This is a genomic window from Pseudaquidulcibacter saccharophilus, from assembly GCF_019455445.1.
GTDB classification, from domain to species: domain Bacteria; phylum Pseudomonadota; class Alphaproteobacteria; order Caulobacterales; family Aquidulcibacteraceae; genus Pseudaquidulcibacter; species Pseudaquidulcibacter saccharophilus.
In genome coordinates this window covers 745,008-761,505 of record NZ_JAHWUS010000001.1, presented here as the reverse complement: position 1 = coordinate 761,505, position 16,498 = coordinate 745,008, and the positions used below count along the sequence as shown (strand labels likewise).

Below are 16,498 nucleotides of genomic sequence, written 5' to 3'. Positions count from 1 at the left end.
CTAACTTGAATGAATCTAAAAGGTGAAATGGCGTGAAAAAACTGCCTTCTTTTACATCTATTATCGGAATCCTATTACTTGTGGTCGCAATTGTTGGCGCTGTGATGTTTTATTATGCAAAAAAGTATGCAGAAATTGGCGCGGGGCTGATGGCAAAACAAATGTGCTCTTGTCTTTATGTACAAAATCGTGATGAAAATCAGTGCCTTGCTGAAATGAATGTAACATTAGGCAAACATTATAAATCGGTAAAATTGGTTTATATGTCTGAAACTGTATTCGCCAGCGCATCGGGAATGTCGGTTGCGCGCGCTGCTTTAACCCCTGGCTACGGCTGTTCTGTGTCAAAGTTTGACGGACAAATGCCAAATGCTGTTTTGAAATAGATAAATTATTGCTAAAGGGCTTTAGCTGATGCTTTTACCCTTTTATTAGATATGGTCGTAAAGTCTTAAATCATGAACTCAACAACAAATCCTGAAATCGAGCTTTCAATAGTTATGCCTTGCCTGAATGAGGCAGAAACATTGGAAATATGTATTCAAAAATGCCAAAAATTTATCAAGGAAAATAACCTTTCCGCAGAAATCATTATTGCCGACAATGGTTCGACCGATGGTTCGCAGGAAATCGCCACCCGCAATGGTGCACGGGTTGTCCCTGTTGCTGTTCGTGGTTATGGCGCGGCACTTATTGGCGGTATTCAATCGGCAAAGGGCAAGTTTGTTGCCATGGGCGATGCCGACGATTCATACGACTTTGCGTCATTAATGCCATTTATCGAAAAACTTCGTGGCGGTGTTGAGCTTTGTATGGGTAACCGCTTTTTAGGCGGAATTGAACCGGGTGCTATGCCACCGCTTCACAAATATCTTGGTAACCCCGTCCTTAGCTTTTTAGGGCGGATTTTTTACAATTTGCCAATCGGTGATTTCCATTGCGGTTTGCGTGCCTTTAATCGCGAATCGATTTTGAAATTAAACCTAAACACAACTGGTATGGAATTTGCCTCTGAGATGGTGGTTAAAGCGGGCTTGAACCATTTAAAAATGGCAGAAGCACCAACAACCTTGAAAAAAGATGGGCGCTCTCGTCCACCGCACCTACGCTCATGGCGTGATGGTTGGCGCCACCTTAAATTCCTTCTTACGTTTGCGCCAAAATGGCTTTATATGTTCCCTGCATTATTGCTTTTGGGTCTAGGTGTTCTTGGTCTTGGCTGGCTTTTACCAGGGGATCAGCAATTTGGATCATTGCGCCTTGGCGTTCATACAATTCTTTTCTCATCTGCTTTTGTAATTATGGCTGCTCAAATCTTAAGTTTTGCATATCTCGCAAGATTGTTTGGGGTTCGTGAGAATTTCTGGAAAGAAACTGACTTTATCAAAAACTTCCGCGCTTGGTTTACGGTTGAAACCGGCTCTATCATCGGCGGCATTATGATTTTCCTTAGCATCGCTTTGGCGATTGCTGCGGTAATGATTTGGGGTAAATCAGGCTATGGACAGTTAAACGAAAGCCAAATGATGCGCCTTGCAATTCCATCAATGTTATTGGGTTGCCTAGGATTACAAAGTATCTTTACTTCATTCTTCGCTGGCCTTCTAACGCAGCCAAAACCACAAAACGTTTTGCATTAATTGGTCCAATATTTAGCTCTGTAATTCTTCTACCACTGGCTTATCCTTATGAGACAAGGTTGAGCCAATGGTTGCAAAGATTATCAATGCAATAGCAACAATTTGTATTAACCCAAGATTCTGGGACAGGATTATTGCGCCTGCTAATGCTGCGAAGGCAGGCTCTAAAGACATCAAAAGTGAGAAACTTTGGCGCGATAATTGTTTTAGCGCCATCATTTCAATCGAATAAGGTATGGCATTAGTCAAAAGCCCAAGCGCAAGACCAAATAGCAATATTTTTGGCTCAAACAAAACCGCGCCTGCATTCACAATTCCAATCGGAACCGTGAAAAGGGATGAAACAAAAATCCCCAATGCAACTGCGGTAAGGCCATCATAATCTTTACCCAAACGATGCCCAGCAATAATATATCCGGCCCACCCAATTGCCGCCAATACCGCACACAAGACCCCAAATTTATCAAGATGTGCACCAAATTGGCTAATTGGCATAAGGAAATATAGCCCAACACATGCAAGTAAAACCCACACAAAATCAAGCGGCTTACGTGATGAAATAAGGCTTACGAACAATGGTCCTGAAAACTCAATGGCGACGGCAACACCAAGCGGGATACGCTCAATCGCAATATAAAAAGTTAGATTCATCAAACCTAAGCTGATACCATATGCAAGAAATTTTTTGAGATTAATTTTCGAAAAATCAATCTTCCACATACGGGCAATGAAAATCATTGAAACCAATGAAAATACTTGCCGCAAAGCTGTTGCACCATATGGACCAGTTTCTTTCATTAAAAATGTGGCAAACCCTGCCCCACCCTGAAAGAACATCATGGACAAAATTAAAAGAAAAATGCCGATAAAAGGATTGGATTTTGGGGTGTTCATTCACACCCCAATAATTCATGCCGATTGATATTAAAAGACAATAAACGTCATTTTTTATGAAAATGGTTATTTTGCCTGAAGTTTATGCTGTAACATCCAATCGTAAACTTCGGGATTGTCATAAGTAGCGGTCCAGGAATCATGGTTGGCATCGGGATAATAGGTTGCCTTTACATGACCGCCACATTCATTAATCCATTTTTCCATATCTTGTGAGTGAATAGGCGAAACTACATCATCTTTTAGACCGTGGAAAAGCCAAATTGGTACGTTTTTGAGATTACATGCAAAACCAGCATTGGACCATGCAGCAACCGGAACAATTGCGGCAAATTTATCAGGATGCGCAATTGCCCAATTCCATGTTCCTGCGCCACCACGTGATAAGCCAGTAATATAAATACGGCTTGGATCATAACTTGTGCCGGAGACCGCCGCTTTTAAAGTTGCGTCAAGGCGGTCATTGTCCCACATTTCATCGTCTTCAAGCTGTGGTGAAATAACAATGAAGGGTAAATCATGGCCATTTTCAACCAATTTTGGTGGGCCATGAACTTTTACTAAATTTATATCGTTACCGCGTTCACCAGAACCGTGAAGGAAGACCAAAACTGGTGACTTTTCGCCATTTGGGTCATAGTTTTTTGGCATATAGCGTAAATATTGGTAAGAGCTTCCGTGCTTTGCAAATGCAATTTGATGGCCCGTTTCTTGTTTTTCCGGCATAGATGCACAACCAGTCATAAAAACCCCCATCATTATTAGCGGTAATATTGATTTCATTTCCCCGTAACCTTTTAAATTGTAGTTTTCTTAAGAATAGTTTCTTTATATATTGTTTAATTCGAGGCCTTCTAATAGCCCTTGAATAACCAAATCGGGCACGATGACATCAAAAATTCCAGTTCCCTCGAACATAGAGGAAAAACCACCCGTGCCAATAACAAATGGCTTTTGTCCACCAAAACATTCAGCAGAAAGCCCCGCAATAATTTCTTTGCATGCCCCTAAATGTCCGTAATACAACCCTGATTGCATTGAGTTTATAGTATTTGTACCCAAAACATTATCACATTTACGAATTTCAACATTTGATAATTTTGCCGCCTTTGAACCAAGTGCATCATTAGAAAGCCGCAAGCCAGCAAGGATTACGCCGCCCATATATTCGCGTTCTTTGGTAATGGCACAAAATGTAGTTGCCGTTCCCAAATCAATCACCACCAGATTTTTTTTCGGATATAGTTTCAATGCGGCAATGGCATTGGCAATTCTATCTGCGCCAACCTCTGCAGGATTATCATATTTATTGTTTAATCCGGTTTTTACGGTTGCATCCAAAAAAAATGGCGCTTTGTTAAAATACTTCATGCACGCACTTGCCAAAGAGTGATTATCTTGTGGCACGACAGAACAAATCGCAATTTTTTTAATTTTTTCAGGCTCAAAACCATTTTCACGCATTACAAGACGCAAGAAGATCCCGATTTCATCGGATGATGCCCCACTTTTTGAAGCGCGGCGAAACTGAAATATAACTTTACCATTTTTGACAAGACCGCCATAAATTTGGGTATTACCAACATCAAGTGCCAATATCATTTCAATTCCCCCATTATGTAATTACTTATAAAAGCACCTAATGCATCAACGCCCTTTAATTCAGTAATTTTGGTCGCATTTTTATCAAAAACATTGAAGCTATGCTCGGCTTTATCGCCAGAAATTTGTTCCAAGGCATTATGAACAACTATATCACAATCTGCCTCAGCAATTTGTTTTTTAACCGCAAGCTCGGCATCATAAATATTGTTGGTAAGCTTGAAACCGATTAATTTTGTTTTGGGCGATTTTTGTTTGATTTGATTGATAAGTTTTGGGTTTTTGACAAGCTTTATTTCAATTTCCTGATTAGATGACGGAATTTTTGTATTGGTTTCTGTTACCTTACCGCCCGCAACAACTTCTTTCACCGAATAATCACTAACGGCGGCACAATGCACAACCAAGTCAAAGTCATTTTTGGCAAGTTCATTAAATAGTTCATGCTCAAGGCTTTTGAAATCAGTGAAAACCGTGGTTGCAACTTTTGCATTTGGCAGTGCCCCCGCTTTGGCGGTTAAAAAATGAATTTCAAAACCAAATTCTGATAATATATCAGCAAGGCGTGCGCCCGTTTTTCCACTTGACGTATTGGTTATCGCGCGAACATTATCAATTTTTTCGACACATCCACCCGATGTAATCAAAACCTTAGGCAGCTTTACTTTTTGTACCGCTTTTGGCGTTGGTTTTTGCCCCAATGCTTTAACAATTTCATCAAAAATCAAATCAGGGTCAAGAAGTTTGCCAGAACCAACCTCTTGGCATGCCAAAACCCCCGAAGCCGTTTCCAAAATGCCAAACCCATATTCACGCAATTTACCAACTGATAATTGTGTAGCAGGGTGCAAATACATTTGTGTATTCATCGCAGGTGCAATTAAAAAGGGCTTGGTGAAATCATGGGCAAGTGCAAGTGTAGTTAAAAAATCATCTGCAATCCCATTTGCAACCTTATTGATAAAGTTTCCGGTTGCAGGGACACAAATCACCAAATCGGCGTTACGCATTAAATAAATATGATCTAAAGCACGCCCTTCTTCAAAGGTATCCTTGGCAACTTCTTGCCCTGATAATGCTTCAAATGTAGTCTTGCCAACAAAATTAAGCGCCGAATTAGATGCGGCAACCTTTACCTCAAACCCATTCTGCACAAGCTTAGAAACCAAATAGCACGCTTTGTACGCGGCGATTGAACCCGAGACTAGAACAAGAATTTTAGATTTTGACATTGTCAATCAACCTCACCTCGCCACCATCGTGCGTTAGTTTGGTTTTTACCGCAACAAAGCGGCGATTTCCAATGTCTGTAACATAATCGACCACAAAGCCGGCCTTGGTCAATTCTTCGCTTGCTAAATCCGTGTTTTTTGAATTTGAAATAATTTGATAGATTTTTGGAGCAAGCGCCCGCCCATCGGCATTCAAGCGAACATTGCGTGATGATTTGGCAAGACCATCACTTTCACGAACAATCGCGACGGGGATAATTTCCAAATCCATGAAAAAAGCGCTTACCATCCCTTTGATAAGTTCAAGTTGTTGGAAATCCTTCTCACCAAAATAGGCCTTGCAGGGTTTTACAATGTTGAAAAGCTTCATAACAATCGTTAAAACGCCATCAAAATGCCCTGGGCGATCTTTACCGCATAGTTTTTTTGAAAACTCATTCTCTGCAAGAACATAACGGTAATTATCGGGATAAATATCATGATATTGCGGAGTAAAAACTGCATCAACACCAAGGCTTTCGGCAATTTTTATATCGTTTTCCAAAGTATTCGGATATTTTTCAAAATCTTCTTTTTGATTAAATTGGGTTGGATTTACAAAAATTGATAAAACCACAATTTTATTATCGCTGCGCGCCTGTTTAATTAATGCCTCGTGCCCCTCATGCAAAGCGCCCATCGTTGGCACAAAGCCGATAGTTAAGCCACTTCCAAGCCATTCATTGCGCGCGGCAATCATTTCAGCGGGATTTTTAAATATTTTAGGCATTAATAGGATTCCGCATTATTCGGATATTCAGCATTCAAAATTGCCTCATGAACCCTGTTTAGAACGGTTTTAGTTTCATCAAATTGATGGGCAAATTCGCGAACAAATCGCGCCTTGTGGCCATTATTAAGCCCCAAGAAGTCTTGCCACACCAAAACCTGTCCATCACAGCCTTTGCCAGCGCCAATACCAATTGTAGGTATTTTTAACTCTTTTGAGATTTTTTCACCCAAAGCCGCCGGCACACCTTCTATAACTAGTGAGAAACAACCCGCAGCTTCAAGACGCAAGGCATCTTCAAGGATTTTTTGCGCTTTTTCATCATTACGCCCCTGAACCTTGAAACCGCCCATAGTATTCACAAATTGCGGTGTAAGTCCGATATGACCCATAACCGGAATGCCACCTTCGACAAAGTGTTTAACAATCTCAAGGTTGCCATCAGCCCCTTCCAACTTTACCGCATGTGCACCGGCCTTTAGTAATGCACCCGCCGCGTCTACGGCATTGTCAAGACCACGGCGATAAGTGGTAAAAGGCATGTCACCAATAATGAACTTCTGTGAACTCTTGGCTTTAAATCCACGCGCCACCGCCGCAATATGCGCAGACATCATGGGAATATCGGCTGGTAAAGTTGAATCATAGCCATATATTGTCATGGCAAGACTGTCGCCAACAAGGACGCAATCAATATCACTTTCGGCAACAATTAATGCCGATGAGTAATCATAACAAGTGACACATGAAATTTTTGTGCCATCAAGTTTCTTTTTCGCGAAATCATGAATGTTCATAATTTCCCCCTGAATTTGTTTTGCAGTGCAATATAACATATCAAAAGAAATGCCAAGTGATTGTTTTTTAGCTCACGCCTAAAAGCTAAATCTCTTACGCTTTTTTTGAACCTTGCCGACGCCTTTTACAATTTCCTTTGCGCCGCCTGTAATCAATATACCAAGTTTATCATTAATATTTCCGTCACTTTCAGAAAGCTGTTGGCCGTTTATAAGACCTTCACCGATTAATTTAACAATTTCTGGGCTTTCGGAGAATTTCAAATGTTCTGATGCACCACCACCTTTGACCGCAGTAACATCTATAACGCTCATATTTACGCTGTTAACAGCACTTTTATAAGGTTCTTTTGAAAAATCTACTAACCCTAGACGGTCAATATTGCCACCAATCACACGTGACATTTTCAATGCCTCATCATTCTTTGATACCAATATTGATATTGGGGGCAGATTGGTCCCCAAATCATAATATTGGTTTTTAAAGACCATGATATCAATATCCGGCGAGGCAAGAATTATATTATTTATTTTTGGCGAAATTAAGCCATCTTGTAATTTTATGGTTCGCAATGCCTCCATAGTAAGCCAGCTTCCCATCGAGTGCGCAAAAATATTTACGTGATGAACATTCTCATTTTTGATAAGTTTTTCCAACAAATCGGCAAGCGCCGCACGTGAATATGTTGCGCTTTCACGGTCATAATCGTAGGCAAGAATTTTACCACGCGATGGCCACGAAAATAATATTGGTGCGTCCTTCATATTGCTATCGTGAACAATTTGCGCCAAAAGAAAAACACCGCCATCATATGGCGTATTGAACCCATGCACGAAAACCAAAAAATTACCGTCATATTGCGTTGATTTTTCCGCAATCCATTTATTAAATGCGGCATCATCAAGCGAGTTGACACGCAATGTCGCAAATTCTTTTTCAGGGTTTGGTTGACGGTTTTGCGGCCATTGTATTCTTCCTGCCTTACGGTTTGTTGCTGGCGGGATAGAAACATCAATATCATTATAATAATTTTGATCACCCCGAAAACCGGAATACAGCAATGCCGGGTTATGTGATGGCTGGCGGTTTGTTACCACCATTAAATTTACCTTGTCGGATTTGGATATTGCGGGAGTAGTGCTTTCAATTGGGGTCATAAGCCCAGGGGGACGTGTAGAACACGCTCCAAGGACTAAAAATAACGCCAATAATATAATTTTTTGACATTGCCGATGCATCACAACCCGTTTACATAATAATTAAAACGTTCAAGTAGGTAACATAAGCAAATTTTAATCAAAAATCACAGAAAAATACATAGAAAAACCATTTTGGCATATGCTATATTATGTTGCCTCGACATAAAAAATAACAATTACCAAATCATATATTTAACTTTGAGAGGCTCTTTAGAAATTACATTTTTACAATTTTCACTTGCGGGGATGTATTTAACGCGCATAGCTTCTTTGATTGTTGCCTCTTCAAAATATCCTTTTGGTTCTGCCCTAATTATAATTACTTCAATAACATTCCCTAATTCGTCAACTGTAAGTTCGGCTTCAACAATTCCTGATTTCATCATATTTAAAGCCCTAGTCGGATATGCCCTAACGATATCAAACGACTTTATTAATTTTGCAGATATATGTTTATTTAAACAGTCTTGCGGGATCGATTCATTACGTTGAATAGAATTGTTTGGTTCAGCAAATGATGGATTTGCCACAAATAAACAAAATAAAACCAAAAGAATTGATGAAAAAAATCGTCCCATGAAAAACCCACACCTTTCGATGTGGGTTTTAACAGACTTACTATCTTGAGTAAAGAATTATTCGCCAATGCCTTCAAAAAGTGCTGAAGATATATAGCGCTCCGCGAAGCTTGGAATTATTACCACGATATTTTTGCCGTCATAATTACCCGATTGTGCCAATTTAATCGCCGCACGAAGATTTGCACCTGATGAAATACCGGCTGGGATGCCCTCTTCACGTGCCAATTCACGCGAAGTATCAAAAGCCTCATCATTGGAAATGGTGATAATTTCATCAATCACTGATTTATCAAGAACTTCTGGAATAAATCCCGCACCAATACCTTGGATTTTGTGAGGCCCCGGATTGCCACCTGACAAAACTGGTGATGCTTCTGGTTCAACAGCGACTATTTTAACATTGGCGACTTTTTCTTTTAAAACTTGCCCAACGCCGGTAATTGTTCCACCGGTTCCGACGCCCGCAACAAATGCCGCAACATCGCCATTTGTATCATCCAAAATTTCCAATGCAGTGGTTATTTTATGCACCGCAGGGTTTGCAGGGTTTACAAATTGGCCAGGAATAATTGAATTAGGGGTTTCTTTTACAATTCTTTCGGCCTCGGCAACTGCACCTTTCATACCCGCTGAACCAGGGGTTAAAACCAGTTCAGCGCCTAAAAATGCCAACATTTTGCGACGCTCCAAAGACATGGTTTCAGGCATTACAAGTTTCAATTTATAGCCGCGTTGCGCAGAAACGAACGCCAGCGCAATGCCTGTGTTTCCCGATGTTGGTTCAACCAGAATTGTATCTTGATTTATAAGACCACGGTCCTCCAACTCTTCAATCATGGCAACGCCAATACGATCTTTTACAGATGCAATCGGGTTAAAAAATTCTAGCTTGGCAAGAATATTTGCTTTTAGTCCATATTTCTTGGCGATTTTATTCAAACGTACCAATGGTGTCGCACCGATGGTTTGCGTAATATTGTCGAAAATTTTCCCGTTGCTACGTTTTTCGATTTGGCTGGTCATAATAAACTCCTGCAATTTTCCTAGAATATAATTCTTTGCTTTATTTTATGAAGCGCTAATATTGGAATATTTTACATGTTTGCAGCGCACGAGACAGAATTTTATTCTAGCTATTTTTTAGCCAATTATGCGCGCATTCCTTGACTGTTAAACCAAACACCACAAAAAGAACATTATGAAAACACTGCGCCAAAAAGAAATGATGGGCGGTATTGCCCGTCTTGTTGAAACCAAAAACGGTTTTAGTGCCGTCTTAATCAAAGGCGGGAAAGTTTTAGCGCAATCCGATGGCGAGAATGCCGAAATCGTCTGGAATTCATTACTTTCTGGCGGCAACAAATCTCTGGCCCAAAAGGTCGAAGGCGACACAAGAAATATTTATCATGATGTGCGCAGCTTTATCGAAAAAACATCTAATGCTATTTTTCTTACTGGCCGTGCAGGAACCGGTAAAACCACTTTTTTACGTGATTTTTTAGAGCTATCAGATTTAAAATCATTAGTAATTGCGCCAACTGGTATTGCCGCATTGAACGCAGGTGGGCAAACTGCACATTCCCTTTTTAAATTCCCACCCAATTTAATCCGCCCACAAGATGTTAAGAGAGTGCGTGAAGGGCGTTTATTAAGAAGTATCGATATTTTAGTTATCGATGAAATTTCTATGGTGCGCGCTGATTTAATGGATGGAATTGACCGTTCACTTCGATTGCACCGCGGCGTCGCAAAACCATTTGGTGGGGTAAAACTGCTATGTGTCGGCGACAGTGCACAATTACCGCCAGTTATTAAAAACGACGAATACGCAATTCTTGATGATTGGTTTGGGGGTGCATATTTTTTTGATGCACCAAGTGCGCGCGATCTTGACTGGAGTGTGGTTGAACTTTGCCATTCATTCCGGCAAACCGATGAAACATTTTTATCAATCCTAAACCGCATTCGTAAAGGTATATTTTTGAACGAAGATGGCGATATATTGCGCCAATGCGTACGTGAAGATTTTCCACCAACCGATGAGGTTGATGTAATATTGACCACAACTAATGATGCCGCGCGACGTATTAACGACAAAGAAATGGCTGAACTGAACACCAAATCCCAAATTTATCAATGCGATGTTGAAGGGCAATTTGATGATAAGCTATTCCCAACAGAAGGGGATTTGGAATTAAAAGTTGGCGCCAAGGTTATGCTTTTAAGAAATGATCCCGACAGACGTTGGGTTAATGGCACACTAGCAATCGTGGATCAACTTCTGAAAGACACCATCAAAGTACGCATTGGCAAATATGTCCATGAAGTCGAGCGTGTGGACTGGGAAAGATATCAATATGATATTGACGAAAACGGGGAGCCAAAACGAAAAGTGGTTGGTGTATTCACTCAATTACCAATCCGCCCTGCTTGGGCATTGACTATTCACAAGGCGCAAGGGCTTACATTTGATAGTGTACACATTGATTTTGGGCGCGGGGCATTTGCGCATGGTCATACTTATGTTGCACTTTCACGTTGCCGAACATTAGAGGGCTTGAGCCTTTCTCGGAACCTCAGAAAAAGTGATTTGGTATTTAATCAACATGCTTTTGCCCTCTATGATGCCGCAAAATTAGATGATTTTGGTGAATATAAAATTGGGCGCGCTGTTATGTCCTCCTTTTAAATTACATTTTAATATTGATTTAAACATATAAAGATGTATTTAAGTGTTTAAATATTTTTACGGAGATGCCAGTGGCTCGTCAAAATTATGTATTTACTTCCGAAAGTGTTTCAGAAGGACATCCGGACAAAGTTTGCGACCGGATTTCAGATGAAATTGTTGATTTATTTTATCGCAAGACCCTTGAAAAAGGCTTGAATCCGTGGGTTACACGCGCGGCATGCGAAACATTGGCCACAACAAACAAGGTTGTTATCGCTGGCGAAACCCGCATCGAAGCAGAGGTTTCAAACGAAGAAATTATCGAAACTGCGCGTTCTGCCATAAAAGATATTGGCTATGATCAAGACGGTTTTTCTTGGAAAACTGCTGATATTGATGTGCTTCTACATGGTCAATCTGCGCATATCGCACAAGGCGTTGACGAAGCTGGCAACAAAGAAGAAGGCGCGGGCGACCAAGGTATTATGTTTGGTTATGCAACCAATGAAACCAAAGAATTAATGCCTGCACCATTGATGTATTCGCATAAAATCTTGAAAACCTTGGCTGAACTTCGTCATTCTGGAAAAGAAACATGGCTAGGGCCTGATGCAAAATCACAAGTAACCGTTCGCTACCAAAATGGCAAACCGGTTGAGGCAGCCTCTATCGTGCTTTCAACCCAACATTTAGACGCGTCACTTACTTCTGAAGATATCGCGAAAATTGTTAAACCAATCATCGAAGGTGTTTTAGGTGATGATTTGGCAATTGCCAAAAATTGCGTATGGCACATTAACCCAACCGGCGCATTCGTAATCGGTGGTCCTGATGGCGATACTGGCCTTACTGGTCGTAAAATTATCGTTGACACTTATGGCGGCGCTGCACCACATGGTGGTGGTGCATTCTCTGGTAAAGACCCAACCAAGGTTGACCGTTCTGCCGCCTATGCTGCGCGCTATTTGGCGAAAAATGTTGTTGCCGCAGGTCTTGCAGACAAATGTACAATCCAACTTTCATACGCTATTGGCGTTGCTGAACCTTTGTCAATTTATGCCGATTGTGCAGGCACAGAAAATTGCGACCTAGATGCACTTGAAAAACGTTTATTCGAAGTTATGCGCCTTACACCAAAAGGTATCAGAACCCATCTTGATCTTAATAAACCAATTTATGCCCGCACTGCTGCTTATGGTCACTTTGGTCGTGAACCTGACGCAGATGGCGGTTTCTCTTGGGAAAAGATTGACCTCGTGGACAGCCTAAAAGATTTATTATCATAAATTTGAATCATTTTCTGAATAACAAAATGCCCCGTACTTGCTGCGGGGCTTTTTATTTTGTTTAACAATAGGGCATAAATTTCACCATATGGCTTTAATTACAATACAGTTATTTAAAGATGCGTTTTATACCAAGATAAGGTTGTCAAAACTTATAAATTAACTAATGTGTGTGCATGGTTTTTGTATTGGGGGCATCATGCGGAAATTTGCATCACTATCTTTGGCTTCATTAATTTTATTATCGCCTATAATCGCCAAGGCGGATACGGCTAGCGATATTGCAGCATACAATGCAGCACTTGATAAAGGTGATAATGACCAAGCATTGAAATTACTAAAAGTAGCTTTAGAAAACGCAAAGTCATTGCCGCCTGATAATGCCAAACTTGCGATGATTGCATACGAGAATGCTTATTACTACGCTGTCTTTGAAGACTATAACACCGCATACTCGGCAATAAAAATTGTTGACAATGCATTTAAATTAAAACCAGAATTACAAAATGGTTCAGACATAGACGAATACAATTTCTTGTATGCACTTATAAAATTTATTGCTGATGACAAATCTAATAGTGATAAAAAATCCGTACAAATTTTGAATAAAGCCACTGAAAAAATTAAGAATAAAGAACGAATAGACTATCTATTCTTTAAATCTAATATGATGTTGAATTATCATTATTTAAAAGCATATGACTGGAATAATCTGGCACGCGGCGCACAAAGGCAAATTGATGCACTAGAAAAAACGCAAGATGAAAAACTAGATAATTATAGAGTTCTTGCCTATTTAAATCGTGGTCAAGTTAAATTCGTTCGTGAGATTAGAGGTGGCATTCATGTTACCACTGGAACACATATTACTGGAAAGAAACATTCAGACTGGGAAGATGCGCTAACCGATATTGCACTTGCTGAAAAATATTACGGCAAGCCAAAAAGCATTGATGATGCAAGTGCTGCTGGTTTGGACGGTTGGTATGGGATGATAAAAACATATGCTATAACCTACCAACCATCCAATAAAACAAATGACACTATAAAAAATATAAATAAATCTGTTGGGTTAAGTGAAGATGGTTTTTTTTCAAACGTGAGAAAAGAAGAATGTGATAAAATATACGATGATGACATTGGTAGAAGAATTAGCTACGACTCATTCATGGTGGCGCACAATAGTTTCGGCTATGTAAGAGCGGTTTTTGATATTGATGACCAAAGTATAATTCGTAATGTTCGCATCCTAAGCTCTTTCCCAAATGATGGCTTTGGAGATAATGTTGTGGCAGGAATCAAGGGCACAAAAATTAACAAATTAAAACCAGGAACACCAAAAGAATGCTTAAAAGATTACTTATTGGGCGTTCAATTTGTTACACGCTAATGTATGATAATATTTACAAAACGGCCAATAAAGAATTTTTTTGTTATACAAATTCTAGTTATACAGAAATTAAAAAAGCCCCCGATATTCGGGGGCTTTTATATTCATGCTTTAATTAGTTGGCGGAAATTATTCTGCGCCGTCTTCTTTTTCTGCTTTGGCTTCTTCGGCTGCCTTTTTCTCTAGGTCTTCACCAGTTTCCTGATCAACAACCTTCATAGATAGGCGAACTTTACCGCGATCATCAAAGCCCATAAGTTTCACTTTTACAGTGTCACCTTCTTTAACCACATCAGAAACCGCAGCCACTTTTTTCGGTGCAAGTTGTGAAATATGAACAAGACCGTCTTTGTTACCAAAGAAGTTTACAAATGCGCCAAAGTCCATGACTTTAACAACTTTGCCTTCATAGATTTCGCCAACTTTGGCTTCATCTGTGATGCCGCGTATCCATTTAACCGCAGCATCAATTTTCTCTTGTTCATTAGAGGCAACAGAAACAGTACCATCATCTTCGATTGATACTTTTGCACCAGTTTTTTCAACGATTTCACGAATAACTTTACCACCGGTTCCGATAACTTCACGGATTTTATCGGTTGGGATTTTAAAGCTTTCAATTTTTGGCGCATAGGTGTTAACTTGACCACGATTTTCGGTCAAAGCATTTGCCATTTCACCAAGGATATGGAAACGTGCCTTGTGCGCGCGTTCCAACGCCACTTTCATGATTTCTTCGGTGATGCCGGCAACTTTAATATCCATCTGAAGTGATGTGATACCGGCTTCGGTACCAGCTACTTTAAAGTCCATATCGCCAAGGTGGTCTTCATCGCCCAAAATGTCGGTTAAGACTTCGAATGAGCCGTCTTTTTGCAATATAAGACCCATTGCAACACCAGCAACCGGAGCTTTAAGCGGAACGCCTGCATCCATTAATGCAAGTGATGAACCACAAACAGTCGCCATTGAGGAAGAACCATTTGATTCAGTGATTTCAGAAACCACACGCAAAGTATATGGGAATTGCTCTTTAGAAGGAAGAACCGCCTGCATAGCACGCCATGCAAGTTTGCCGTGACCGATTTCACGACGTCCTGTTGCACCCATACGACCAACTTCACCCACAGAATATGGAGGGAAGTTATAATGAAGCATGAAGTTTTCTTTTTGAAGCCCCATAAGGCCATCAACCATCTGCTCGTCTTCATTGGTGCCAAGAGTAGCAACAACAAGTGCCTGGGTTTCACCACGAGTGAAAAGAGCCGAACCGTGTGCGCGAGTTAATACACCAACTTCTGGAACGATTTTACGAACCACATCAACAGGGCGACCATCAATACGACGACCTTCTTTAACCACAGCAGTACGAACGATATCAGCTTCTAATTCTTTACAAACGTCTTTGAAAAGAACTTCGCTCATGCCTTCTGGTTTTTCTTCTGTTGCTACCAATGCCTCTTTAGCTTCGGTTTTTGCAGCATCAATAAGGTTATGACGTTCTTGTTTATCTGCGATACGGTATGCCGCATCAATTTTTTCACCGATAAGTGCTTTTACGGCATCAAATTCAGAAGTGTGATCTTCTGGTTCAAAGTCCCACATATCTTTTGCTGCACGCTCTGCAAGGTCGATAATTGCATCAATTACCGGCTGCATTGATTTGTGCGCAAAGCTTACGCCGCCCAAAACAACTTCTTCAGAAAGTTCATAAATTTCTGATTCAACCATCATCACGGCATCAGTTGTACCGGCAACCACCAAATCCATGTCGGATTCTTCGGTTTGTTGTAATGTTGGGTTCAATACATATTCGCCATTCAAATAGCCAACACGTGCCGCACCGATAGGCCCCATGAAAGGCATACCAGAAAGCGCAAGTGCCGCAGATGCCGCAACCATCGCCAAAATATCTGGGCTGTTTTCACCATCATGAGAAAGAGTTGTAACAACAACCTGAACTTCGTTTTTAAAACCTTTAACAAAAAGCGGACGAATAGGGCGGTCGATTAAACGAGAAACCAAAGTTTCGAATTCGGTTGGGCGCGCTTCGCGCTTAAAATATCCACCAGGAATACGACCTGAAGCGTAATATTTTTCTTGATAATTCACAGTTAGCGGAAAGAAATCAGTACCTGGCTTAACGCTTTTTGCGCCAACCGCAGTTGCCAGAACTTGTGTATCGCCATAAGTGGCAAGGACTGCCCCATCGGCTTGGCGGGCAATACGCCCAGTTTCCAATGTTAGTGTGCGTCCACCCCATTCGATAGATGCTTTTTCGATATTAAACATTTAACTTCCTTACAAGATAATACCAGCCCTCTGATATTATCCGACATATTGGGGAACCCTTTCCCCGATTTGGCATTTTGCCAATTGCTTTCCTACCCCATGTAGAAGAGCAAACATTGAATTGATTTCTTTACGAAATCAATA

At 40.6% G+C, this 16,498-nt stretch carries 15 protein-coding genes; 5 read left to right on the top strand and 10 right to left on the bottom strand.

The genetic code is table 11. The annotated features are described in order from the left end of the window. Positions 1–32 precede the first annotated feature (32 nt). Entirely contained in the window at positions 33–386 is a 354-nt protein-coding gene (locus KXV15_RS03555) for a hypothetical protein (RefSeq protein WP_240006780.1), read from the top strand. Between the two features lie 72 nt (positions 387–458). Further along, positions 459–1,640, top strand: coding sequence for a glycosyltransferase family 2 protein (locus KXV15_RS03550; protein ID WP_240006779.1), 1,182 nt, complete (start codon positions 459–461; stop codon positions 1,638–1,640). A gap of 12 nt (positions 1,641–1,652) precedes the next feature. On the opposite strand, the gene KXV15_RS03545 is transcribed toward KXV15_RS03550, so the two are convergent. The 9 genes from KXV15_RS03545 to cysK all read right to left on the bottom strand — a co-directional run bounded on the left by KXV15_RS03545 (position 1,653) and on the right by cysK (position 9,738). Beyond that, on the bottom strand, positions 1,653–2,534 hold the full coding sequence (locus KXV15_RS03545; RefSeq protein WP_240006778.1) for an EamA family transporter: 882 nt from the start codon (positions 2,532–2,534) through the stop codon (positions 1,653–1,655). A gap of 66 nt (positions 2,535–2,600) precedes the next feature. Further along, the gene (locus KXV15_RS03540) at positions 2,601–3,278 is read right to left on the bottom strand and encodes a carboxylesterase family protein (RefSeq protein ID WP_240006777.1); all 678 of its coding nucleotides are present in this window, start codon (positions 3,276–3,278) and stop codon (positions 2,601–2,603) included. A gap of 84 nt (positions 3,279–3,362) precedes the next feature. Beyond that, on the bottom strand, positions 3,363–4,136 hold the full coding sequence (locus KXV15_RS03535) for a type III pantothenate kinase (protein WP_240006776.1): 774 nt from the start codon (positions 4,134–4,136) through the stop codon (positions 3,363–3,365). Continuing rightward, positions 4,133–5,368, bottom strand: a complete 1,236-nt coding sequence (coaBC, locus tag KXV15_RS03530) for a bifunctional phosphopantothenoylcysteine decarboxylase/phosphopantothenate--cysteine ligase CoaBC (RefSeq protein ID WP_240006775.1) — start codon at positions 5,366–5,368, stop codon at positions 4,133–4,135. The genes KXV15_RS03535 and coaBC overlap by 4 nt, the downstream gene beginning before the upstream one ends. After that, positions 5,355–6,137, bottom strand: a complete 783-nt coding sequence (gene panC / locus KXV15_RS03525) for a pantoate--beta-alanine ligase (RefSeq protein WP_240006774.1) — start codon at positions 6,135–6,137, stop codon at positions 5,355–5,357. The genes coaBC and panC overlap by 14 nt, the downstream gene beginning before the upstream one ends. Beyond that, positions 6,137–6,934 (bottom strand): 3-methyl-2-oxobutanoate hydroxymethyltransferase, encoded by a 798-nt coding sequence (panB, locus tag KXV15_RS03520; protein ID WP_240006773.1) that lies wholly within the window; start codon positions 6,932–6,934, stop codon positions 6,137–6,139. The genes panC and panB overlap by 1 nt, the downstream gene beginning before the upstream one ends. Positions 6,935–7,012: 78 nt before the next feature. Next, positions 7,013–8,092 carry an alpha/beta hydrolase gene (locus KXV15_RS03515; RefSeq protein ID WP_240006772.1) on the bottom strand — a complete coding sequence of 360 codons (1,080 nt, stop codon included), beginning with the start codon at positions 8,090–8,092 and terminating at the stop codon, positions 7,013–7,015. A 218-nt stretch (positions 8,093–8,310) separates the two neighbouring features. Beyond that, positions 8,311–8,664 (bottom strand): energy transducer TonB, encoded by a 354-nt coding sequence (locus KXV15_RS03510; protein ID WP_240006771.1) that lies wholly within the window; start codon positions 8,662–8,664, stop codon positions 8,311–8,313. 105 nt (positions 8,665–8,769) lie between these two features. Further along, the gene (gene cysK / locus KXV15_RS03505; protein ID WP_240006770.1) at positions 8,770–9,738 is read right to left on the bottom strand and encodes a cysteine synthase A; all 969 of its coding nucleotides are present in this window, start codon (positions 9,736–9,738) and stop codon (positions 8,770–8,772) included. Between the two features lie 175 nt (positions 9,739–9,913). Between cysK and KXV15_RS03500 the strand changes: the two genes are divergently transcribed. From KXV15_RS03500 to KXV15_RS03490, 3 genes are all read left to right on the top strand, one after another. Next, positions 9,914–11,404 (top strand): ATP-dependent DNA helicase, encoded by a 1,491-nt coding sequence (locus KXV15_RS03500; protein WP_240006769.1) that lies wholly within the window; start codon positions 9,914–9,916, stop codon positions 11,402–11,404. 71 nt (positions 11,405–11,475) lie between these two features. Next, positions 11,476–12,672, top strand: a complete 1,197-nt coding sequence (gene metK, locus KXV15_RS03495) for a methionine adenosyltransferase (protein ID WP_240006768.1) — start codon at positions 11,476–11,478, stop codon at positions 12,670–12,672. A gap of 223 nt (positions 12,673–12,895) precedes the next feature. Continuing rightward, positions 12,896–14,062, top strand: coding sequence for a hypothetical protein (locus KXV15_RS03490; RefSeq protein WP_240006767.1), 1,167 nt, complete (start codon positions 12,896–12,898; stop codon positions 14,060–14,062). Positions 14,063–14,191: 129 nt separating this feature from the next. Here KXV15_RS03490 and pnp read toward each other — a convergent pair whose 3' ends face one another. Continuing rightward, positions 14,192–16,354 carry a polyribonucleotide nucleotidyltransferase gene (gene pnp / locus KXV15_RS03485; RefSeq protein WP_240006766.1) on the bottom strand — a complete coding sequence of 721 codons (2,163 nt, stop codon included), beginning with the start codon at positions 16,352–16,354 and terminating at the stop codon, positions 14,192–14,194. Positions 16,355–16,498: the final 144 nt, after the last annotated feature.

Bases quoted from the DNA above. Each gene is read 5' to 3' on its own strand.
- KXV15_RS03550 (WP_240006779.1), top strand. From the start codon at position 459: ATGAACTCAACAACAAATCCTGAAATCGAGCTTTCAATAGTTATGCCT.
- KXV15_RS03545 (WP_240006778.1), bottom strand. From the start codon at position 2,534: ATGAACACCCCAAAATCCAATCCTTTTATCGGCATTTTTCTTTTAATT.
- KXV15_RS03540 (WP_240006777.1), bottom strand. From the start codon at position 3,278: ATGACTGGTTGTGCATCTATGCCGGAAAAACAAGAAACGGGCCATCAA.
- KXV15_RS03535 (WP_240006776.1), bottom strand. From the start codon at position 4,136: ATGATATTGGCACTTGATGTTGGTAATACCCAAATTTATGGCGGTCTT.
- coaBC (WP_240006775.1), bottom strand. From the start codon at position 5,368: ATGTCAAAATCTAAAATTCTTGTTCTAGTCTCGGGTTCAATCGCCGCG.
- panC (WP_240006774.1), bottom strand. From the start codon at position 6,137: ATGCCTAAAATATTTAAAAATCCCGCTGAAATGATTGCCGCGCGCAAT.
- panB (WP_240006773.1), bottom strand. From the start codon at position 6,934: ATGAACATTCATGATTTCGCGAAAAAGAAACTTGATGGCACAAAAATT.
- KXV15_RS03515 (WP_240006772.1), bottom strand. From the start codon at position 8,092: ATGACCCCAATTGAAAGCACTACTCCCGCAATATCCAAATCCGACAAG.
- cysK (WP_240006770.1), bottom strand. From the start codon at position 9,738: ATGACCAGCCAAATCGAAAAACGTAGCAACGGGAAAATTTTCGACAAT.
- KXV15_RS03500 (WP_240006769.1), top strand. From the start codon at position 9,914: ATGAAAACACTGCGCCAAAAAGAAATGATGGGCGGTATTGCCCGTCTT.
- pnp (WP_240006766.1), bottom strand. From the start codon at position 16,354: ATGTTTAATATCGAAAAAGCATCTATCGAATGGGGTGGACGCACACTA.